Here is a 21,348-nt window from a genome sequence, read left to right on the forward strand (position 1 = left end):
ACTCAGAATGCCGCCGAAAGCCCGACGTTTACCGATCGGCCGCGCCCCGGCACGGGCCGCAGCGAGCCGGTCGCGTCATAGTCGCCGAGCGACTTGCCGCCGAGCGGCAGGTCGTAGCCCGTGTCGAACAGATTCTGCACATCGAGGCTGATGCGGTAGCTGCCGAAACGATAGCCGGTGGAGATATTCACCAGCGCATAGCCATCCGTCACGGGCTCGTTGCGCGTCGCATCGACACGCGTCTTGTCGTCGATCAGCTCCACCTCGATCAGGTTTTCCCAGCCGCCGAGCGCGTGTTCGATGCCGATCCGGGCATTCAGCGGCATCTGGTGATAGAGCGATCCGCCGTCGTCCCGGTTCTTGCCGCGCAGCCAGCTCGCGCTCGCCGTCAGCTTCACCTTGCCTGCCGCGCTGCTCGCCCAAAGCGGCAGTTCGCCCGACACGTCGATGCCGTAGAATTCGGCGTCCTGGTTCACGAACTGCAGCTGCGCGAATGGGGTCGGCATCCCCATCATGTCGGTGAAGTCCTGCAGCTTCACCGCGTCGATATAGTCGTCGACGCGCGTGTAATGCGGCGCGATCTTCAGCGACCAGCTCTCGGCGCCTTCGCCCTTCAGGCTTAGCGCCGCGCTCAGCGTGTCGGCCGTCTCGGGCTTCAGCGCCAGATTGCCGACATAGCCGTTGCCGTCGCCGTACCAGCCGATCATCCGGCTCGACATCGAACCGCGTCCCCAAGAGTAGCGCTCGTAGACGTTGGGCGAGCGCACCTTGCGCGCGTAGCCGATTTCCAGCGCCGCGCGGTCGCTCGCCGCATAGCGCGCGATCGCGCTCCAGCCCCAATTGCTGTCATGGCGTTTGCGGTCCGCCGCATTGAACGCCATGGCCGCCATCGCGTCCGCCATGTTCATCATCGATGTCGAATAGGCCTGCACCTCGCCCGTGTTCATCCATACCTGGTCATTCCTCACGCCGATCGTCGTCGTCAGCGCGGGCGACCATTTCGCTTCCCATTCGGCGAAGCTGCCGAGCCGGTCGCGTTTGGAGGCGTTCACGTTGATGTAGGTGTTCGGACCCATCATCATGCTGCCCGCAACCGGCGGCCAGTAATCGTCGAGCCACTGGTGATGGAATTCGCTGCCCACGCGCAGCGTGTCGCGCGCATTCAGCGGCAGCTCCGTTTTCAGCGTGTAGCCGATCGTGTGCACCTCGGTGTTCATCGGCATCCCGCCGCTCGCCGTGCCGCCCTTGTCGGCCAGGAAGTTCATGCGGTGGTCGGTGTCGCGCCAATAGCCGCGAAGGTCGATGTCACCCCAGTCGAACGTGCCTTTCCAGCCGCCGTTCAGGAACCATGATCGGTTCGATGTCATGTCCATGTACTGGTTCGGGAAGCCTTCGTAGGGCGAGAAGTGGTAGCCGCCCTTCAGCGTGAACAGCCCCGCGTCCGTGTCGGCCGCGAAGCCCAGCGCGTGGTCGGTCTTCTTGTATTCGGTGGATCGCACCGTGCCGTCTTTGCCGCCGCCCTTGTAATTGTCGCTTTGGGTGAAGGATCCGTCATAGGTGAAGCTGGTCTTGTCGCCCGCGATCGTCAGCGATGCGGCACCGCCGAAGCCGTCGCCGTTGCTGCGATAGAACGTCGAAACCTCGCCCGTCACCAGCGTCTGGCCCGCCGCCGCGAAGCGCGGCGTCGCGGTTTCCACGGAGATGACGCCGCCGATGCTGTCGCCGCCCATCGAAACGGGCGACACGCCGGTGATCACGCTCACCGCGTCGATCGTCTGCGGGTCGGTGTACGACAGCGGCGGGTTCATGTCGTTGGGGCAGGCGCTGTCGATCGGCGCGCCGTCGATGCGGATCGAAAGCCGGGGGCCGTTCAGGCCGCGGATCGTCGGCAGGCTCGAAAACCCGCCTGCGCCGTATGCGGAAACGCCGGGAATGCGGGAAAGGAGCGCGCCGGTATCGCTGCTGCGCGTGGCGCCGAGGTCGTCTTTCGAAAGCGTTTCGGCAGAGGCGGGGGCGATGCTGGAATCGACATCGATATCGGGAAGCGCGGTCGGCTCTTGCGCGGCGGCGGGTGTGGCAACGGCAAGCGCGGCCGCAAGCGCGGCAAAAGAGGTGCGGGACATGGAAACTCCATCCTGTGCTGTGGGGCAACGGCCGGGCGCGAATGGCCCGGCAGGCGGTGGAGATGCGTCCGCAGAAAAAGGGTGCCGGAAAGGCCTAGCTGCGGACGCGAAGGCCCGGCGGTCCGCGCAGCGGCGGCCTCAGTCGCAGCAGGGCCGTGCGCGGGGCGTGCTGCGGCATATGCAGCGCAGCAGCAATGATGAAAACGATCGCGAGGGCCAGAAGCGCCGGATCGGCAGCGCCGAGCGCGGGCGCGGACAGTCCGCCGAAGGCGCAGGGCATGTCGTTGCTGCTCTTGTGTCCCTCGTTTGAGGGCACGGCGACGGCAACCGACTTCAGCCCCTCGCCCGTGCAGAGTTCAACGACCATCACGCCATCGACAACGGCGGGCATGAACCCGGTGGGCACCAGCACTTTCACGAGCAGCGCGGCGGCAGCGAGCCAGACGGCAAGCCACCGGTAGCGCAGCAGGATCGTGTGCATCGTGTTCACGGCCTGTCCCCTAGCCGCAGCGGGGCGGTATTGTCGCGGGGATAGGGTGTCGCACCATCAACCGAGGCGGCGCGTCACCGAAAGCGCGTGCGCGGGCAGGCCCTCTGCCTCGGCCAGTCGCGCGGCGGCGGGACCGACGGCGGCGAAGCCTTCCGCCGAACAATCGAGGAAGGTCGTGCGCTTCATGAAGTCCGCCACCGAGAGCCCGGAGGAGAAGCGCGCGCGGCGTCCCGTGGGCAGCGTGTGGTTCGGCCCGCCGAGATAATCGCCGATCGCCTCGGGTGTCCGATAGCCCATGAACACCGATCCCGCGTGGCGCACGCGCGCGAACATCGCCTGCGGGTCCGCGATGCTGAGCGCGAGGTGTTCGGGCGCGAGCGCGTCGATCAGCGGCGGCGCTTCGTCGAGGCCGCGGACCGTGATGATCGCGCCGAAGCGCGCCCAGCTTTCGCGCGCCACCTCGCCGCCGAGTGCGTCGAGCGTGGCGTCCACAGCCTTGGCCGTGCGCGCAGCAAGGCCCGCATCGTCAGTGATGAGGATCGCCTGTGCGGTGCGGTCGTGCTCGGCCTGGCTCAGCAGGTCGGCCGCAAGCCAGTCCGGGTTCGCGGCGCTGTCCGCGACCACAAGGATTTCCGAAGGCCCCGCGACCATGTCGATGCCGACGCGCCCAAAAAGCTGCCGCTTGGCTTCGGCGACGAAGGCGTTGCCGGGGCCGGTGATCTTGTCGACGGCGCGAATCGTGTCCGTCCCGAAGGTGAGCGCGGCAATCGCCTGGGCGCCGCCGACGCGGTAGATCTCGTCGACGCCCGCCAGGCTGGCGGCATAAAGCACCAGCGGATTGACCGTGCCGCCCGGCGTCGGCGTCGTCATCACCAGCCGGCGCACGCCCGCGACCTTCGCGGGGATCGCGTTCATCAGCACGGTCGAGGGATAGCTGGCGAGTCCGCCCGGCACGTAGATGCCGACGTCGTCGATCGCGGACCAGCGCCACCCGGCGCGCACGCCCACCGCGTCCACCGCATCGTGGTCGGATGGAAGCTGCCCGACGTGAAAGGCGCGGATGCGCTCCGCTGCAAGCTCAAGCGCCGCGCGGAGATCGGGAGCGATCTTGTCTTTCGCGGCGCTGATTTCAGCGTCGGTGAAGCGCAGCGTCGTCGTGTCGAGCCGGTCGAAGCGCTGTGTCAGTTCGAAAAGCGCCGCGTCGCCGCGCGCACGCACGTCGGCTATGATCCCGCTGACCGTCGCCGAAACATCGGTCGCCGTCTCCCGCCCTGCGTCCACGAACGCCGCGAAACGCTGCGCGAAATCCGCGTCGGAGGTGGAAAGTTCAAGCGGCACCGGCAGCCTCCCGGAAGCGCTCGATCCACGGCGCGATCGCCGCCGCCTTGGTCTTGAAGGCCGCGCGGTTGACGATCAATCTGCTCGTCACCTCGGCGATCTTCTCCACCTCGACGAGCCCGTTTTCCTTCAGCGTCCGCCCGCTCGACACGAGATCGACGATGCGCTGCGTCAGGCCGAGCTTCGGCGCGAGTTCCATCGCGCCGTTCAGCTTCACGCACTCCGCCTGCACGCCTCGCGCCGCGAAGTGCTGACTGGTGAGGTTCGGGTACTTCGTCGCGACGCGCACGTGGCTCCAGCTGCGCGGATCGTCGCCCGCGGCCATCTCGGCGGGTTCCGCCACCGAAAGTCGGCAGCGCCCGATGCCGAGGTCCACGGGCGCGTAGATCTCGGAGTAAGCGAACTCCATCAGCACGTCGTTCCCCGCGATGCCGAGGTCCGCCGCCCCGTGCGCCACGAAGGTCGCGACGTCGAACGCGCGCACGCGGATCAGCGAAAGCCCCGGCACGTTCGTGGCGAACTGCAGCGCGCGGCTGTTCTCGTCCGCGAATGCGGGTTCGGGCTTGATTCCAGCGCGCGCAAGCAGCGGCAACGCTTCCTCAAGGATGCGTCCCTTAGGGATTGCAAAGACCAGTTCCGTTTTCATCGCGACTGCCTGTAAAGAAGGCGGTGCTGCGCTGCAACGGAGTCGGCGGTTCGCCAGCGCGGATAAACATGCGGGGTGTGTATGGTCGACTGGTGGTATTCGGGTCCGCAAATGGTCCGATTGTGGCGCATGTCGATGGAAACCTGGTCGGCCTCAATGGTCGTGATCGCTGAACGTAGCGCCATGCTCGGCAACGCGGCGATCTTCCCGGAAGCCTTCGATGCCAAGGAATTCAATCGCATGGTACCGGAAAAGGTCGATGCCTTCACGCGCGGCATGATGGGCGCGGCGCGTGCTCGCGACCCCATGGAGGCAGCCGAAAGCGCGCTTGCGCCCGTACACCGCCGCGTCACCGCAAACGCGCGGCGTCTCCGGCGCCGCTGAACCCGTCTCCAACAGCAACCTTGCGTTTCTGCGCCTTTTCCGCCAAGGGCAGGCAGCATTTGCGGGCACGCTTGCCCGCGCAAGGAGACTGAATGGCGAAGGAAGAACTTCTGGAAATGCGGGGGATAGTCACCGAACTACTCCCCAACGCGATGTTCCGGGTCAAACTTGAAAACGATCACGAGATTCTGGGCCACACCGCCGGCAAGATGCGCAAGAACCGCATTCGCGTGCTCGTCGGCGACGAAGTGCTCGTCGAACTGACGCCCTACGACCTCACCAAGGGCCGCATCACCTACCGCTTCAAATAACGGAACTGTTTGTGCCGGCGCTGGTCCTTGCCTCATCGAGCCCGCGCCGCCGCGCCCTTCTCGAACAGATCGGCATCGTTCCGGCGCGCACGCTTTCGCCCGACATCGACGAAACGCCTCGGCGCGGCGAGCTGCCGCGGGACTATGCCGTGCGCCTGGCTGCCGAGAAGGCTGCCGCCGTGTCGCGGGAGCCAGGCGAGGCGGTGATCGCGGGCGACACCACGGTCGCCGCAGGCCGCCGTATCCTGCCGCCCGCCGACACCGACGAGATCGTCCGGCAATGCCTCACGCTGCTTTCGGGGCGGCGGCACCGTGTTTTCAGCGCTGTTGCGGTCATCGATGCGGAGGGGCGCCTGCGCCAGCGTGTTGCCGAAACCATCGTCACCTTCAAGCGGCTCTCGGCTGCTGAGATCGATGCCTATGTTCGCGCGGGCGAAGGGTGCGGCAAGGCCGGGGGCTATGCGATCCAGGGCCGCGCCGCCGCCTTCGTGCGCTTCCTCTCCGGCAGCTATTCGGGTGTCGTCGGTTTGCCGCTTTACGAGACGTCGGCGCTTCTCGCCGCGTCCGGTATTGTCCCCTCCGATGGCTGAATGGCTGATCGAGCGCGGCATCGGCGAAACCCGCGCCGCGCTCATCGAGGCCGGCGCGATCGCCGAAATGCGGATCGTGCGCGAAGGCGGCCCCCGCGCGGGCGAGATATGGGATGCGCGGCTGACGGCGAAGCTGGGCGCGCGGCGCGGCATCGTGCTGCTGGGCGATCACGAAGCGCTGCTTGAACCCGTTCCCGCCGATCTTGCCGAAGGCGGGCTCGTGCGGGTCATCGTGGCGCGCGAGCCGATCCCGGAGCGCGGTCGTCCCCGGCTTGCGAAGGTGCGGGCGCAAGGCGCTGCGGGCGCGGTGCCCGGGCGGATCACGGCGCCCGCGTTCGATCCGCCGAGTGCGCGCGCACTCGGCCACGGCGAAGCGCTGGATCACTACGGATGGGGAGAGGCGATTGCGCAGGCGGAAAGCGGCCATGTCGCATTTACCGGCGGCAGCCTCGCCATCGTGCCGACCCCGGCGATGACGACCATCGATATCGATGGCGATCTCCCGGCCGTGGACCTCGCGATGGCCGGGGTTCGCGCCGCCGTCGCTGCGATCCGCCGGTTCGACATCGGCGGCTCCATCTGCATCGACCTGCCGACGCTGCGCGACAAGGTCGCACGCCAGGCTGCAGGTGACCTCGTCGACAGCCTGCTCCCGCAGCCCTTCGAGCGCACAGCGGTGAACGGCTTCGGTTTCTTGCAGATCGTCCGCCCGCGCCCGCGCGCTTCGATCATCGAGCTTGTGCAGAATGCACGGCTCGAAACCGCCGCGCTTGCGCTCCTACACCTTGCCACGCGGACGCCGGGGGCAGGGCCGCGCACGCTCACCGCCGCACCACGCGTCGTCACATGGCTGCGCGCGCACGCGCCGTTGGTCACCGAACTCGAACGCCATATCGGTGCGCAGGTCGTGCTGGCCGAAGATGCCGCGCTCGCGCTACAAGCCGGTTATGTCCATGCCGCCCAAAGCTGACTCGCGCCTTGGCCGCTGCCCCGTTTGCGGCAAGCCCGAAACGCCCGCGCACAAGCCGTTCTGCTCGCAGCTCTGCCGCGACCGCGACCTCATTTCGTGGCTCGACGAACGCTACCGCGTGCCCGTGCATTCCGATGAGGAGCCCCCTGCCGAGGATTGACGCGCGGGTGCTGGACAAGCCCTGCGCAGGCCATTAAGAGGCGCGCTTCATTCCGCGTTCGCCGGAATGTGCCCGGGTAGCTCAGTTGGTAGAGCATGCGACTGAAAATCGCAGTGTCGGCGGTTCGACTCCGTCCCCGGGCACCATCGCCTTTTCCGCACACATCCGCAGGCGTCCAAAAAACGGCAGAATTCTGCGCCTTTTGACGGTACATTGTCCGCTCGTGACCGTCCCAGTTTGTTGTCAACTTTTGCTGCTGACGGTACATTGACGGTACATTTTTTGGGAAATGTACCGTCATGCTGACTGATGCCGTCATTCGCAGACTGAAGTGTCGGGAGAAGCCCTACAAGGTTGCCGACATGTACGGGCTGTACCTGCTGATGCATCCGAATGGCGCACGTTACTGGCGTTTCGATTACCGTCATGCGGGCAAGCGGGGCACCTTGGCGCTGGGCATCTATCCTGAGGTCTCCCTTAAAGAAGCGCGGGAAAAGCGCGCGAATGCGGGCAAAATGCTCGACAAGGGGCTGAACCCGTCCGCCTACAAGAAGCTGACCAGCGGCATCGCTTCCCTCGAGGGCGGTGATTCGTTCAAGGCGGTGGCCGATGAGTGGCTCGCGAAAATCGAAGCGGAAGGACGCGCGACGGCGACCATGGAGAAGCTGCGCTGGCTTCTCAGCTTTGCAGAACCGCTTATCGGGACGTGCCCGATTGGAAAGCTGACCGCGCCTGACTTTTTGACGGTGCTGCGGACTGTCGAAGTGCGCGGCCGGTATGAAACGGCACGGCGGCTGAGGAGCACCTTCAGCAGTGTGCTTCGCTATGCGATTGCAACGGGGCTCGCCAAGCGGGATGTGACGGTCGACCTTCGCGGTGCGCTCATCGCTCCCAAGGTCACACATCGCGCGGCCATCGTCGAACCCGCCAAGGTTGGCGCACTACTCCGCGCGATCGAAGGCTACGAAGGTCAGCCTGCGGTCGAGTATGCGCTGAAAATTGCGCCGCATGTGTTCGTTCGGCCCGGTGAACTCAGGAACGCCGAATGGGACGAGTTTGATGCGGACGAGGCCGTTTGGACGATACCCGCTTCGAAAATGAAGATGGGGCGGGAGCATAAGGTGCCGCTCTCGAAGCAGGTCGTGGACCTTCTTGAGCGCCTGTATGCGATCACCGGAAACTCTCGCTATCTGTTCCCGAGCGTGAGGACGAACGACCGGCCGATCTCCGAAAACACCATCAACGCCGCGTTGCGGCGTCTCGGCTATGACAAGACCGAGATGACCGGCCACGGCTTTCGCGCGCTCGCGAGCACGCTTCTGAATGAAAGCCGCAGATGGCATCCGGACGCGATCGAACGGCAGCTGGCGCACATGGAAAGCAACAACGTCCGCCGCGCCTATCTTCGCGGCGAACACTGGGCCGAGCGCGTCCGAATGATGCAATATTGGTCGGATCACCTCGACAAGTTGCGCAGGGCGAACGTCGTTCGAGGCAAGTTCACGAAGGATAACCGCCATCCGCCCTTCGGACGGATGAAGTCTGTTTGATCCGGCTCCCGCGCGGTGTGTGCGGGTCGCTTTGCCTTTGGTCCGGCCGCGCCGGTCCTGCAACCCGCATGGCGGGTCTTTCACTTCGTTGCAGCCCTTCGGGTGCAGGCCCGGCCCTTGGGGCCGGACCTGTCGGCGCTCCGCCGCCCACCCCGCTCTTCCGCCGGGTGCGGCTGTTGGAGAGGGAGAAGAGGGATGGAGCAGCCTATCAATGGAACCGCCGTGCCGCAGGATATGGACCGGCTGTCGGTGATGCGGCGCGTGCTCGACGGCCTGCCTGAAACGACGCTGATCGTGTTCATGGCGCACCGGGTCGAAGGCAAGTGCTACGCCGAGATCGCGCGAGAAATGGGCATCAGCGAATGGCGTGTCGAGCGCCACATGGTGCGCGCGATCAGCCGGATCGCGGACGTCGGCGCACGCTATCGGACGGCGTTTCTGGCGCTTGACCCCGTGTCGCGGCAGTTGCTGGAGCTGGCTTGGGACGGGCTCTCGCATGACCGGATCGCCGTGCGGCTCGGTCGTACCTTGGATGAGGTCGAGACCCGCATGGCGGATGCACTGGTGGCCTTGGATGAGGCCACAACCCTCTGATCAGGGGGTTGTGGCCGTAGCGCCCTGTTCTTGCAGTGCAAAGTCACGCCCCAGTTGCTAGGAAGGTCTCGTATGCGCACCGACCTCGATCATCTGCCGCCCGCCAAGCAGCGCGAGCTTGAGCGCGTGCTCGAGGTTCTGTTCGCAGGCTTCGAGGAAGCCACCGCGCTCGCCACGCAGGCATGGAAGAAGAAGGGCCGCATCCTCAAGGTCGTGCTCTACGGCAGCTACGCGCGCGGCGGCTGGGTCGACGAGCCGCACACCGCCAAGGGCTACAAATCCGACTTCGACCTGCTTGTTGTCGTCAACGACAAACGCCTCACCGACCGCATCCCCTACTGGGAGAAGGCCGAGGACCAGCTGATGCGCGAGTATGGCATCACCAAGACGCTGAAGACCCCGGTGAACTTCATCGTGCACACGCTGCAGGAGGTGAACGACGGCCTCGCGCACGGCCGCTATTTCTTTATGGACGTCGCGAAAGACGGCATCGCGCTCTACCAGAGCGACGACACGCCGTTCCATACGCCGAAGCCCAACCCGCCTTCCTCGACTGGTGGAAGGAGCTGGGCCCCGAGCACTATCAGGGTCATGAAGTCTATCTGCGCACAGCGACCTCGGTGGACGCGAAGGGTTGGGCGACGTTCGGCCATGTGAAGATGCCCGACTATCGGTGGGGGATCTTCCTGGCCGACAAGCAGCAGGAGCGCACGATCGGGTTCGGCGACTTCAAGGGCAAACCGGTCTGGCAACAGGTGCCTTCCGAATATCGTTCGGTGCTGCGCCGCCTGATCGTGACCCAGGGCGATACCGAGCCGGCCTCGGTCGAGCAGCAGCGATTGCTCGCACTGACCGCACCGTCGCTCTACGACATGCGCAACCTGTTTCAGGTCAATGTTGAGGAAGGGCGCCACCTCTGGGCGATGGTGTACTTGCTCCACGCCTATTTCGGCCGCGACGGACGCGAGGAAGCGGAAGACATGCTGTATCGCCATTCGGGCGATATCGACAATCCGCGTATCCTGGGCACCTTCAACGAGCCGATCGACGACTGGTTGTCGTTCTTCATGTTCACCTATTTCACCGACCGCGACGGCAAATATCAGCTCAAGTCGCTCGCCGAGAGCGGCTTCGATCCGCTCGCCCGTACATGCAAATTCATGCTGACCGAAGAAGCGCACCACATGTTCGTGGGCGAGACCGGGATCGGACGCATCGTCAAGCGCACGCTGGAAGAGATGCAAAAGCTGAGAGCCGATGATCCGGAGACCCTGCGCAAGGCGGGCGTCATCGATCTGCCGCTGCTGCAGCGCTATATCAACTTCTGGTATTCCTCTGCACTCGACCTGTTCGGCGCCGAAATCTCGTCCAATGCCGCGAACTATTTCGCCAACGGGCTGAAGGGGCGGCCCGACGAAGAGACGTTCGAGGATCATGACGCGAGCGGCACCATCGAGCTGCTCGATACGCCGGACGGGGAGCAGGAGGTGCCGACCCGCAACGCGATGAACTTCATCACCCGGTCTGCCTATATCCGCGATTGCCAGGTCGGCTTCACCCGTTGGAATCGAACGATCGCCAAGGCCGGTTTCGACTTCGAGCTGGCGCTGCCGTCCCAGCGGTTCAATCGCAAGGTCGGTCTGTGGTCCGGTTCCGATTTCGGCATCGACGGAAAGCCGGCATCGCGCGACGAGATCGAGATCGCGCTGCCGGGCGAGCGCGACCGTGCCTATGTGAAGTCGCTGATGGTGCCGGTGACCGAGATCGGCAAATGCGCCAACTGGATCGCGCCGCCCGATCGCGGGATCAACAATCATGGCTTCGATTATGAGTATGTCCGCGCGGCCTGACCGCGCTGTTCGATGAGGAAGGCCGGCGGGCGGGCCCGCCCGTCGGCGTCCGCAACCATGGTCAAGAGCGTCAGCAAATGACGCCGATGCGGAGGGTGTGTGAAGAATAGCGCCGAGGCGCGGCGGATCGAGGATCTGCCGGAAGAATTCAACGGTGCGGTCGATCTGATCGAGCCGAACCTTGCCGGCGGCCGAGCCGCCAAGACGGCGATCGTCGACCGAAACGGCGCGACCAGCTATGCCGCGCTCGCAGATCGTATCGCACGCATGGCCGGGGTGTTTGATCGCCTCGGCGTGGTACGCGAGCAGCGCGTGCTGCTCTGCCTTCTCGACACCGTCGATTTTCCGACGGTGTTTCTCGGGGCCATCCGGGCCGGCGTGGTGCCGGTGCCGCTCAACACGCTATTGGTTGCGGAAGACTATCGCTGGATCCTCGAGAACAGCCGAGCGGCGGCGGTGTTCGTATCGCACGAACTCAGCTATCACTGGACCGAGATCGCTAAGGATTTTTCGCATGTCCGCTTCGTCTCGAGCGGTGACGGACCGTGGGAGCCGCTCGAGGAGATGATCGCTTCGGGCAATCCGGCGGCGCTTGCAGCCGACACCCATCGCGACGACATCGCCTTTTGGCTCTACACTTCCGGATCCACCGGCCGGCCAAAGGGCGCGATGCACAGCCATGGATCGATGCGGCTCACTGCCAACCTGTTTGGCATCGGCGTGGTTGGATTTCGGGAGGACGATGTCGTCCTGTCGGTGGCCAAGCAGTTCTTCGCCTATGGCCTCGGCAATTCGTTGAGCTTCGTTTACGCGGCAGGGGCCACCGCCATATTGTTCGACGGACGGGCCACGCCCGACGCGATCTCCTCGCTGATCAAGACGCATGGCGTCAGCGTGCTGTGCGGCGTGCCGACCTTCTTCGCGGGCTGGTTCGCTTCGGGCGCGACGCCGACACGTGACGAGGCACCCCGATTGCGCATCGCCACCTCGGCCGGCGAATGCCTTCCAGCCCATCTCGGCGAAGCGTTTCGCGAGCGTTTCGGCGGCGACATCATCGACGGCCTGGGCTCGACCGAGATGCTGCATGTCTACCTCGCGCAGTCTCCGGGGTCTGTCCGATACGGATGCACCGGGAAGGCTGTGCCCGGATACGAATTGCGCATCGTCGACGAAGGCGGGCGGGAGGTTGCCTCGGGCGAGCTCGGCGAGTTGCAGGTGCGCGGTCCCACCGTGGCGCTTGGCTATTGGCGCAACCGCCCCAAATCGCGCGCGACCTTTCAAGGCGAATGGATGCGCACCGGCGACAAATATTCCTGCGATGCCGATGGATGGTACAGCTATGGCGGCCGCAGCGACGACATGCTGAAAGTCGGCGGTATCTATGTATCGCCGATCGAGGTCGAGGAGGCGCTTGTCTGCCATTCCTCAGTGCTCGAGGTCGCAGTGGTGGGCGCGCCGGATGCCGATGGTCTGATCAAGCCGCGAGCGCATGTCGTGGTGCGGCCCGGAGAGCAGGCCGGAGACGAGCTTGAAGCAGAGCTCAAGGCGCATGTGAAGTCGATGCTCGCGCCCTATAAATATCCGCGCTGGATCGTCTTTGCCGACGAATTACCGAAGACTGCGACGGGCAAGATCCAGCGCTACCGGTTACGCGAGACGGCATGATCCGCGAGACGTTGGAGTTGAATGGCGCCAAGCTCGAATTCGCGCTCTGGACGGGCATCCGGTCTGGACGATTGCCGATCCTGCTGATGCATGAAGGCCTTGGGTCGGTCAGGCTGTGGAAGAACTTTCCCGAGGCCCTGGCCGAGGCGACCGGCCGCGAGGTGATTGCCTGGTCGCGCCAGGGGCACGGCTGGAGCGATCCGATCTTCGAGCCGCGTCGGCCGGACTATATGCACCGTGAGGCGGAACTGCTTCCGGTGTTCCATCGACAGCTGGGCCTTCCCCGCGCGCACTGGCTGGGGCACAGCGATGGCGGCTCGATCGCGCTGATCGGTGCGTCATGGTATCCGGAGCTGGCGGTATCCCTCATCCTCGAGGCGCCGCATGTCTTCGTCGAGGACGTGACGGTATCGAGCATCGCGACGATCGGTGCTTCCTATGTGGCATCCGGCATGGGTGAGCGGATGCAGCGCTATCACGCCGATCCGGATCACATTTTTCGTAAATGGAACGATATCTGGCTCGATCCAGCGTTCCGCGACTGGAATATCGAGGCACTGTTGCCGCGGATTCATGCTCCCGCGCTGCTGATCCAGGGCCGTGACGACGAATATGGCACGATGGAGCAGCTCGACCGGATCGCCGCGGTGCTGCCCGCGACCCAGCGGCTCGAACTCGACGGTTGCGGTCATTCGCCGCATCGCGACCAGGCGGCCGCGGTGATCGCCGCAATATGCGATTTTCTCAAGGACAGGGACTGAACATGGCCGAAGCATTTATCTGCGACGCGCTGCGCACGCCGATCGGTCGCTTCGGCGGCAGCCTGGCCTCCGTTCGCGCTGATGATCTGGCGGCGGTTCCGATTGCCGCGCTGATCGCGCGCAACGCCGGTGTGGATTGGGAGGCGGTCGACGACGTGATTCTCGGCTGCGCCAACCAGGCGGGCGAGGACAACCGCAACGTCGCGCGCATAGCCGCGCTCCTCGCCGGGCTGCCAGCGGAGGTCGGCGGCGTGACGGTCAACCGCTTGTGCGGATCCGGGCTCGACGCCGTTGGCACCGCGGCGCGGGCGATCCGCGCGGGCGACGCCGATTTCTTGATCGCGGGCGGGGTCGAGAGCATGAGCCGTGCGCCCTTCGTCATGCCCAAGGCCGAAAGTGCCTTCTCGCGCACAAATGCGGTGTACGACACCACGATCGGCTGGCGTTTCGTCAATCCGGCGATGAAGACCGCGTTCGGTGTCGATTCGATGCCCGAGACCGGTGAGAATGTCGCGACGGAATTCGGGATCTCGCGCGCGGATCAGGATGCGTTCGCGGCGCGCAGCCAGATGCGCGCTGCCGCGGCCCAGGCGTCAGGGCGGCTCGCAATCGAGATCGCTGCAGTAGAGGTGCCGCAGCGCAAGGGCGGACCGCTCGTCGTCGACCGCGACGAGCATCCGCGGGCAACGACTGTCGAGGCGCTGGCGGCACTACGCCCGATCGTGCGCCCCGGCGGAACCGTCACTGCAGGCAATGCGAGCGGTGTCAACGACGGTTCGGCCGTGATGATCGTCGCCTCGCAGAAGGCGGCCGCGAAGCATGGCTTGATCCCCCGCGCGCGCATCCTTGGCATGGCGTCGGCCGGGGTCGAGCCGCGGATCATGGGCATTGGGCCGATTGCCGCCACGCGCCGGCTGCTCGATCGCGCCGGTCTCACGACCGAGAAGATCGATCTGATCGAGCTCAACGAGGCCTTCGCCAGCCAGGCTCTCGCGGTCCTGCGCGGGCTGGGTGTCGCTGACGACGACCCGCGCGTGAACCCCAACGGAGGCGCGATCGCGCTCGGCCATCCCCTTGGTATGTCCGGCGCGCGTCTGGCACTGACGCTGACCGAAGAACTGGCGCGTAGCGGCCGGCGCTACGGCATTGCAACGATGTGCGTCGGCGTCGGACAGGGTGTGACGATGCTGCTTGAGCGCGTGTGATGCGGCGCCGATTGCCGTCTACGCGTCTCGAGCATCGCGGTTTTCACCACAGATCGATGGTCATCGGAGGTGAGGCGCAATGAGTGGACTTGGATTCGACGTCGTCATCGTCGGCGGCGGGCATGGCGGAGCCGCTGCGGCGTCCTCGCTTCGGCTTCGGAAATTCGACGGCACCATTGCGATCGCGGGGGACGAGCGCGAGCTTCCCTATGATCGGCCCCCACTTTCGAAGGAGTATCTGCTGGGCGAGAAATCATGGGATCGCCTTCCCTTCAAGACCGCCGAGAAATGGCAGGAGGCGGACGTCACGCTGCTCCAGGGGCACCGGGTGGTCTCGGTCGATGCCGATGCGCATGTCCTGACGACCGCCGACGGCCGCACCATATCCTATGGGACGTTGATCTGGTCCGCCGGCGGGACGCCCAGGCGGCTGACTTGCGCCGGCCGTACGGCTGCCGGCATTCATACCGTCCGGTCCAGGGCGGACGTCGATCGCATGCTGGGCGAGATCGCATCCGCGGACAGGATCGTCGTGATCGGCGCCGGTTATATCGGGCTGGAGGCGGCGGCGGTTTTGTCCAAGCTCGGCAAGCGGGTCACCGTCATCGAGGCTCAGGACCGGGTGCTGGCCCGCGTTGCCGGCGAGCCGCTTTCTCGTTTCTTCGAGGCCGAGCATCGCGCGCATGGCGTCGAACTGCTGCTCGCAACGAGCGTCGATTGCATCGAGGAGGCGCAGGGCAGGGTCGTGGGGGTTCGGCTGACCGACGGCCGCGTCGTTGCGGCCGACATGGTCATCGTCGGCATCGGCATCTCGCCCGAGATCGCGCCGCTGGCTGCGGCGGGCGCCGAAGTCGGCAACGGTGTCCGGGTCGATGCGCAATGCCGCACGTCCCTCAAGGACATTTACGCGATCGGCGACTGCGCCGAGCATCGCAACCGGTTCGCGGGCGGCGCATGGATCAGGCTGGAATCGGTTCAGAATGCGAACGACCAGGCGATGACGGTCGCCAAGGCGATCTCGGGCGCGGACGAGCCCTATGAAGCGGTGCCTTGGTTCTGGTCCAATCAGTTTGACCTCCGCCTGCAGACCGTGGGATTGTCTTTAGGGTTCGAGGAGGCGGTCGTCCGCGGCGAGCCGACGAGCCGCAGCTTCTCGGTGGTCTATCTGAAGGGCGGCAAGGTCGTCGCGCTGGACTGCGTCAACGCAATCCGCGACTATAGCCAGGGGCGCAGGCTGGTCGAGCTTGGCGTGGCGGCTGAGCGTGATCGGCTGGCCGACACGGCGATTCCGTTGAAGAATCTACTGCCGGCATAGACCCGTATCGGCGCATTTCGTGGACGGCTCATCGGACAGCATTTTATCCGCGCTGGATCTCAACCATCTGAGAATTCTGGATACGATGCTGCGCGGACTGAGCGTTCGGCAGACCGCCGAGCATTTCTGCGTGACTCCCTCGGCAATCAGCCACGCTCTGGCCAAGCTCGATGCGACCTCGCCGACAAAATCACCGACCGTGCCGTGATCACGACTGAACAGCGAGCACACGAGCGAGCCTTCGCCGGCGCGCACGAGCGAGGCGGCTTCCTGGATATCGCGATAGGGCATCAGGGTCGAAACCAGGCCAAATGCCTCGGCGCTATGGACTATAGTTGCGTTGCCGGGGTTTTCACAACGCAGAAGCGTGGGGGCCAGGAAAGCGCCCTTGTCAGCGTCGGCCTCGATCAGGTTTCCGGCTTCGCCGCCAGTGATCAGTGTTGCTTCCTAGAGCAACTAGTCCAACTTGGTCCGGACGTCATCGCGCTGAGCAAGCCCGGCAAGCGCCCCCGTCCGGACGCCTTCGGCACGGGGATTGCCCACGGTGGTTTTCTGCAGACGCGTAACGATTGCCGTCTGCACCTTGTACATCATGTCGGTGGGCACGAATGAGCGGCGGATGCCGCAGACCGCAGCCGGGATTGAGCGGCGGCTGGCACTTCTCGATATGGTGGTTCGGGACTTCCCAGGCGTCGCTTGGCGCATCTGCGTTGCGCAGGACGGTTCGCACCCTCGCTTTGCAACCCGCAATTCCTCCCCGAAGTGGCGCACCGATGCCGCCGGCGTCAGCCGGGACAGCTTCGATAGTCACGAGGATTATCTGATGCACCGCCACGCGCTGGACGTGATGCTGGACTGGCCGTTGCTCGACCGTAGCCGACTTGCCAATCTGATAGGTCTTTCGACCTACTTAGTGGATGAGGATCAGGAGAAGCTTTGGGCAAGCGTTCGGCAATGGATCGACAGCAAGCCGGATGATGCCGAAAGAGCCGTTCTTCACGAACATAGGCGCATATCGGTCTTCTCCCGCTATGCTTGGAAGAAGGCCAAGGCCGAGTCCGACAACTGGGCCGGTACGCGCCACGATATTTATGACGCCCTTGCTCCGCGCGATCCAGTGGCGCGGCATCGCTGGCTCTTCGCAGAGCATTTTGTGACCGAGGCAGGAGACGAGATCCTCGAAGAAGACCTTGACTGCTCGAAAGCATCGCCGAGATGTGGGATAGCCAGGCCAAGTGGCATGACGAGGACGACACTGTCAGCGACCGGCTTGGGCGAAGGTGATGGTCGCCGCAGAAGACCATTCAATCATGCTTCAATGCTAGGCGTCCCCTTGGCGACTTAGCTGCAGGTTTCCCTCCGCGCTTCGCCGGCGCGCTCTTCTTCCCGAGCCCGATCTTGAGCGCGAGTTCCTTCCGCTGGGCGGTGTAGTTCGGAGCGGTCACCGGGTAGTTGTCCGGCAGACTCCACTTGGCACGGTATTCGGCAGGAGTCATTCCATGGTCGGTCAGGAGATGCCGTTTAAGCATCTTGAACTTCTTTCCGTCCTCCAGGCACACGATGTGATCAGGCTTGACCGAAGCACGCACTGACACCGCGGGTTTCAATTCCTCGGCGGTAGGAGCAGCTTCAGCACCAAGGCCCTTCAGCGCGCCATGCACACGCTCGATCAGCATCGAAACATCGCCGACCGCGACATTGTTGTTCGATACGTGTGCTGCCACGATATCGGCCGTCAACGTAATCAAGGTTTCGTCGCGCTCGTCCATTAGGCCTCCCATCGCTGTTAGCCCGGGGCTAAGGCGGACGGCCTATAGCGTCAACTGGCGCTTCACCTTCACCGACTGAAGGATGCAGACCAACCGCAGACTCATGGCAATTGCAGACTTTTATAATCGCTACGGAAATCGGTGCCGCAAATGCTCAGATATGCGGGCCGCTTTCAGCTTCGCGTTCGGGCGGTCGTTTCGTCCAACAGCGCTGGCAGTGAAAAAGCTGATTGAGTTAGGCATTCATGCGCGAGGAGTTCCACTACGCCGAGCGAAAAGTATTTTCCGTACATTTTCCGTACGTAATTGGTCGGGGGTAGCTAAGTGTTTGAAAAATGGCGCACCCAAGAGGATTCGAACCTCTGGCCTCTGCCTTCGGAGACCAAAACGATTACAGAGGAGGTTAGAAATGAGGTCTGAACACAACAGGGCAAAAAAGTAGTGGTTTGGGAATCGAACTGGAAAGGCCAAATTTGACGGTACATTTGACGGTATCAGAAACTGACACCCTACTCTCATCATTTTGAAAACATTTACAAAGTCACGTTTATTGGACTCCGGCCGTGCCACTTTTCGGAAAGCCGCCTGCAACAGCAAGGCGCCCGCCGTCCTAAACGGGCAACCCCACATAGTTTTCCGCTATACTAACCTGCGCGGCGCGGCTCGATGAGATGTAATCGAGTTCAGCGGTCTGCATGGCGCGTTCGAAGGGGCCGTCATCCTGAAACCTGTGCATCAAACGTGTTAGCGACCAACTGAAGCGCTCGCATTTCCAGACACGGCGCAGCGCCTTTGCCGAATAATCGGAGATGGCGTCGCGGTCGGCCTTTCGGAAGAAGCGGGTGAGTGCGTCCGCCGCGTAGTGGACGTCGCTCGCTGCTAGGTTGAGGCCCTTCGCGCCGGTGGGAGGAACGATATGCGCGGCATCGCCGCAGAGCAGCAGGCTCCCGTAGCGCATCGGTTCGAACACGAAAGAGCGCAGCGGTGCGATCGATTTCTCGATCGCCGCGCCGCGCGTCACTTGCGCGCGCGCCGCGGGCCCAAGACGGAGCGAAAGCTCATCCCACAGCCGTTCGTCGGGCCAGTCCTCCAGCTTTTCGGTGATCGGCACATCGATGTAATAGCGGCTGCGCGTCGCGCTGCGCATCGAAGCCAGGGCGAAGCCGCGTTCGTGCGCGGCGTAGATCAGCTCTTCGTTGCACGGCGGCACGTCAGCGAGAATGCCGAGCCATCCGAACGGATAGCTGCGCGCGAAAACCTGCCCAGCGGCTGGCGGTATCGCCTGGCGGCTCGGCCCGTGGAACCCGTCGCAGCCCACGATGAAGCGTGTGTCCACGCGGTGCTCACGCCCGTTCTTCCGGTAGGTAACGTAAGGGGCCCCGCCCTCGATATCGCGCAATGCGACCTCGGCACAATTGTAGCGAATCTCAAGGCCGCGCGCCGTACTTGCATCCATGAGATCGCGGGTCAGTTCGGTCTGGCCGTAGACGACTACATGTCCGCCAACGAGGGCTTCGAGGTCGATGCGGATCAGCCGCTCGCCGTCCGCCAGATTGAAGCCGTCATGCTTCAGGCCTTCGGCCTTGAGCCGGGCGTCGAGACCCAGCCGCTCCATCAGATCGACCGTGTTCCGTTCGAGCACGCCGGCGCGTATGCGAGAAAGCACGTGGGCCGGATCGCGGCGTTCGAGCACGATGCAGCCTATGCCTGCGCTGCGCAGGCTGTGGCCGAGCAGCAATCCGGCCGGACCCGCGCCGATGATGCAGACCTCTGTTCGCGTCATCGTGCATGTCCCTCAATCGGCGCCGAAGCCGAACAGTGCCTTCGGATTTTCCACCAGGATGAGCTTTCTGTCGGCGGCGTCGGGTGCCCACAGTGCGAGCTGGTTGAGTAGCGCGCCGGTATCGCGGCCGCCGTCCGGAATATGCGGCCAATCCGATCCCCAGATCGTTCTTTCCGGGGCCGAGCGAACGATCGCCTTTGCGATGTCGTCCACGGCGTCCATGCCGCGCTTCTTCGCGAGCCGGTAAGGCGCGCTCGCCTTGAGCCAGCACCGTCCGCCTTTGAGAAGCGCGAGCAGGCGTTCGAAATCAGCCTCGGTGAGGCCGTCTTCCTCCAGCATGTAGCCCATATGATCGATGACGAAATCGATCTCGAGCGTCGCCAGGAAATCTATGAGATCGCGAACGATGTAGCCGGGCGCGTAGAACTGCAGATGCCAGCCGAGCGGCGCCACCTTTGCTGCCGAATCGAGGATGAAGCGCTGAATCTCTGCAAGCGGAAGCGCGCGCCGCTTGAAGAGATCCAACCGGATTCCACGCACGCCGACGGCGTGCCATTCGCGAAGCGTATCCATGGCGATGTCGGGCTCGATCATGACGACGCCGCGCGCGGCGCCCCCCGAAACCTTGAGAGCGTCGATCAGGCAGCGATTGTCGGTATCATAAAAGCTCGGCTGCACGATCACGAAAGAATGCAGGCCGAGCACGTCCATCACCGTCCGGTAGTGGGCGAGCTTCGCATCGGGCAGCGTGTACTGTGGATAGCGGACGCTGGGATAGGTTTCGAGCGGGCCGAACACGTGCATGTGCGTGTCGCAGGCGCCCGCCGGCATCGCGAAGCCGGGGTGTTCCAGCGAGTCCGCATCGCGCATCGGCTGCGAGACAAGAGGTTCGATGGGAATCATGTTGCGCGTCTCTCTATTCGCAGTTGAAGTCTTGCTCCGCCAACCGCTCCCGCCAGGCGTTGCGGCGTGCGGCGATCCCGTCCGCGACGATGTCGGTGTCGATCCCGGTGAAGACGAAGGGCGAGAAGCCTGATTTCAGGAAGGCGATGAAGTCCTCCTGGACGGCGATGCCGCCGATGATGGCGGCCTTGCCGTGCCGCCGCGCGGCATCGGCCACGGCCTTGCAGGCGTCCACGAACTCGGGGCGGCGGACGTCGCCGGGAAAGCCCATTTCCGCGGTCAGGTCGTTGGCGCCGATCGCGAGGATGTCGATGCCGTCCGTGGCGGCGATGCCGTCGGCGTTGCGAACGCCGAGCCGGGACTCGATGAGCGCCTGACAGACCGTCTGCCCGTTGGCCGCCGCAGTGAGTTCGGCGGCGGGCAGTCGGCTGAAGCCACTTTGCGGCAGCCGGGCAATCATCGACCGCTCGCCTGCGGGGGGAAAGCGGCAGCAGGCCGCAAGGCGCTGTGCCTGTGCCTCTGTTTCCACGCGGGGGAGGATGATGCCAGTGGCGCCGCTGTCGAGGAGCCGCCCGATCACGCCGAAGTCGTTTTCGGGTACGCGCACCCAGGCGCCGAGCCCGAGGTCGTGCGCGCAGCTCAGGATCTGACCCGCCACGTCTATCGACATGCCACAGTGTTCGAGATCGATCCACAGCAGGTCGTAGCCGGCCATGGATGCCATGCGCGCGATATCCGGGGACCGCGCGAAGCGAATGCCGAGCGCGTAAACGGGGACGCCGCCGGCAAGCCGCGCCATAAGATCCAAACCGATCGCCGATGGCCTGCGGGTGTCGTAGCGCATGTCCCTCGTCCGAAGCTGCCCGCCGATGGAGCGGCGCTGCCAATCAGCGCGAACTCACGGCATTGCGTTGATTTGCCGGGGCCCATCGATTTATGCT

At 64.5% G+C, this 21,348-nt stretch carries 23 protein-coding genes, 1 tRNA gene and 1 pseudogene; 17 read left to right on the top strand and 8 right to left on the bottom strand.

Annotated features, from left to right (window positions below; translation table 11 throughout):
* Positions 1-2: 2 nt before the first annotated feature.
* The 4 genes from AAC014_RS02395 to hisG all read right to left on the bottom strand — a co-directional run bounded on the left by AAC014_RS02395 (position 3) and on the right by hisG (position 4,597).
* Positions 3-2,123 (bottom strand): TonB-dependent receptor, encoded by a 2,121-nt coding sequence (locus AAC014_RS02395; protein WP_339703733.1) that lies wholly within the window; start codon positions 2,121-2,123, stop codon positions 3-5.
* 94 nt (positions 2,124-2,217) lie between these two features.
* Entirely contained in the window at positions 2,218-2,604 is a 387-nt protein-coding gene (locus AAC014_RS02400) for a DUF2946 family protein (RefSeq protein WP_339703975.1), read from the bottom strand.
* 66 nt (positions 2,605-2,670) lie between these two features.
* Positions 2,671-3,951 carry a histidinol dehydrogenase gene (gene hisD, locus AAC014_RS02405; protein WP_339703735.1) on the bottom strand — a complete coding sequence of 427 codons (1,281 nt, stop codon included), beginning with the start codon at positions 3,949-3,951 and terminating at the stop codon, positions 2,671-2,673.
* The gene (gene hisG / locus AAC014_RS02410) at positions 3,941-4,597 is read right to left on the bottom strand and encodes an ATP phosphoribosyltransferase (RefSeq protein WP_339703737.1); all 657 of its coding nucleotides are present in this window, start codon (positions 4,595-4,597) and stop codon (positions 3,941-3,943) included. The genes hisD and hisG overlap by 11 nt, the downstream gene beginning before the upstream one ends.
* An 81-nt stretch (positions 4,598-4,678) precedes the next feature.
* Between hisG and AAC014_RS02415 the strand changes: the two genes are divergently transcribed.
* The 17 genes and pseudogenes from AAC014_RS02415 (at position 4,679) to AAC014_RS02495 (ending at position 17,297) form a co-directional block, all read left to right on the top strand.
* Positions 4,679-4,981: a hypothetical protein gene (locus AAC014_RS02415; protein ID WP_339703739.1), complete on the top strand. Its 303-nt coding sequence runs from the start codon at positions 4,679-4,681 to the stop codon at positions 4,979-4,981.
* Between the two features lie 92 nt (positions 4,982-5,073).
* Positions 5,074-5,292, top strand: coding sequence for a translation initiation factor IF-1 (gene infA / locus AAC014_RS02420; protein ID WP_339703741.1), 219 nt, complete (start codon positions 5,074-5,076; stop codon positions 5,290-5,292).
* A gap of 11 nt (positions 5,293-5,303) precedes the next feature.
* A complete protein-coding gene (locus tag AAC014_RS02425) occupies positions 5,304-5,882 on the top strand; it encodes a nucleoside triphosphate pyrophosphatase (RefSeq protein ID WP_339703743.1) in 579 nt (192 codons plus the stop codon).
* The gene (locus AAC014_RS02430) at positions 5,875-6,852 is read left to right on the top strand and encodes a ribonuclease (RefSeq protein WP_339703745.1); all 978 of its coding nucleotides are present in this window, start codon (positions 5,875-5,877) and stop codon (positions 6,850-6,852) included. Before AAC014_RS02425 ends, AAC014_RS02430 begins: the two co-directional genes overlap by 8 nt.
* A complete protein-coding gene (gene yacG / locus AAC014_RS02435) occupies positions 6,830-7,012 on the top strand; it encodes a DNA gyrase inhibitor YacG (RefSeq protein WP_339703747.1) in 183 nt (60 codons plus the stop codon). The genes AAC014_RS02430 and yacG overlap by 23 nt, the downstream gene beginning before the upstream one ends.
* A gap of 70 nt (positions 7,013-7,082) precedes the next feature.
* Positions 7,083-7,158, top strand: a tRNA-Phe gene (locus tag AAC014_RS02440).
* 153 nt (positions 7,159-7,311) lie between these two features.
* A complete protein-coding gene (locus AAC014_RS02445; RefSeq protein WP_339703749.1) occupies positions 7,312-8,562 on the top strand; it encodes an integrase arm-type DNA-binding domain-containing protein in 1,251 nt (416 codons plus the stop codon).
* A 195-nt stretch (positions 8,563-8,757) separates the two neighbouring features.
* On the top strand, positions 8,758-9,156 hold the full coding sequence (locus tag AAC014_RS02450) for a sigma factor-like helix-turn-helix DNA-binding protein (RefSeq protein ID WP_339703750.1): 399 nt from the start codon (positions 8,758-8,760) through the stop codon (positions 9,154-9,156).
* Between the two features lie 72 nt (positions 9,157-9,228).
* Positions 9,229-9,693 (top strand): annotated as a pseudogene (locus AAC014_RS02455) (nucleotidyltransferase domain-containing protein); the annotation flags it as partial.
* Positions 9,694-9,722: 29 nt separating this feature from the next.
* Positions 9,723-11,006 (top strand): benzoyl-CoA 2,3-epoxidase subunit BoxB, encoded by a 1,284-nt coding sequence (gene boxB / locus AAC014_RS02460; protein WP_339703977.1) that lies wholly within the window; start codon positions 9,723-9,725, stop codon positions 11,004-11,006.
* 99 nt (positions 11,007-11,105) lie between these two features.
* Entirely contained in the window at positions 11,106-12,671 is a 1,566-nt protein-coding gene (locus AAC014_RS02465) for a benzoate-CoA ligase family protein (RefSeq protein WP_339703751.1), read from the top strand.
* A complete protein-coding gene (locus tag AAC014_RS02470; protein ID WP_339703753.1) occupies positions 12,668-13,432 on the top strand; it encodes an alpha/beta hydrolase in 765 nt (254 codons plus the stop codon). Before AAC014_RS02465 ends, AAC014_RS02470 begins: the two co-directional genes overlap by 4 nt.
* Positions 13,433-13,434: 2 nt before the next feature.
* On the top strand, positions 13,435-14,637 hold the full coding sequence (pcaF, locus tag AAC014_RS02475) for a 3-oxoadipyl-CoA thiolase (protein WP_339703755.1): 1,203 nt from the start codon (positions 13,435-13,437) through the stop codon (positions 14,635-14,637).
* Between the two features lie 79 nt (positions 14,638-14,716).
* Complete coding sequence (locus tag AAC014_RS02480; protein ID WP_339703757.1) at positions 14,717-15,952, top strand: FAD-dependent oxidoreductase; 1,236 nt, start codon at positions 14,717-14,719, stop codon at positions 15,950-15,952.
* Between the two features lie 19 nt (positions 15,953-15,971).
* On the top strand, positions 15,972-16,160 hold the full coding sequence (locus AAC014_RS02485; RefSeq protein ID WP_339703759.1) for a LysR family transcriptional regulator: 189 nt from the start codon (positions 15,972-15,974) through the stop codon (positions 16,158-16,160).
* Positions 16,157-16,564, top strand: coding sequence for a hypothetical protein (locus AAC014_RS02490; protein ID WP_339703761.1), 408 nt, complete (start codon positions 16,157-16,159; stop codon positions 16,562-16,564). The genes AAC014_RS02485 and AAC014_RS02490 overlap by 4 nt, the downstream gene beginning before the upstream one ends.
* Before the next feature lie 7 nt (positions 16,565-16,571).
* Entirely contained in the window at positions 16,572-17,297 is a 726-nt protein-coding gene (locus tag AAC014_RS02495) for a hypothetical protein (protein ID WP_339703763.1), read from the top strand.
* Here the strand turns inward: AAC014_RS02495 and AAC014_RS02500 are convergent.
* The 4 genes from AAC014_RS02500 to AAC014_RS02515 form a co-directional block, all read right to left on the bottom strand.
* Positions 17,257-17,721, bottom strand: coding sequence for a MucR family transcriptional regulator (locus AAC014_RS02500; RefSeq protein ID WP_339703765.1), 465 nt, complete (start codon positions 17,719-17,721; stop codon positions 17,257-17,259). The two genes, AAC014_RS02495 and AAC014_RS02500, sit on opposite strands and share 41 nt — an antisense overlap.
* Positions 17,722-18,331: 610 nt before the next feature.
* Complete coding sequence (pobA, locus tag AAC014_RS02505; protein ID WP_339703767.1) at positions 18,332-19,504, bottom strand: 4-hydroxybenzoate 3-monooxygenase; 1,173 nt, start codon at positions 19,502-19,504, stop codon at positions 18,332-18,334.
* 12 nt (positions 19,505-19,516) lie between these two features.
* Entirely contained in the window at positions 19,517-20,407 is an 891-nt protein-coding gene (locus AAC014_RS02510) for an amidohydrolase family protein (protein ID WP_339703769.1), read from the bottom strand.
* A gap of 13 nt (positions 20,408-20,420) precedes the next feature.
* The gene (locus AAC014_RS02515) at positions 20,421-21,251 is read right to left on the bottom strand and encodes an aldolase/citrate lyase family protein (protein WP_339703771.1); all 831 of its coding nucleotides are present in this window, start codon (positions 21,249-21,251) and stop codon (positions 20,421-20,423) included.
* Positions 21,252-21,348: the final 97 nt, after the last annotated feature.

The organism is uncultured Sphingosinicella sp., assembly GCF_963974575.1.
Taxonomy (GTDB): Bacteria; Pseudomonadota; Alphaproteobacteria; order Sphingomonadales; family Sphingomonadaceae; genus Sphingosinicella.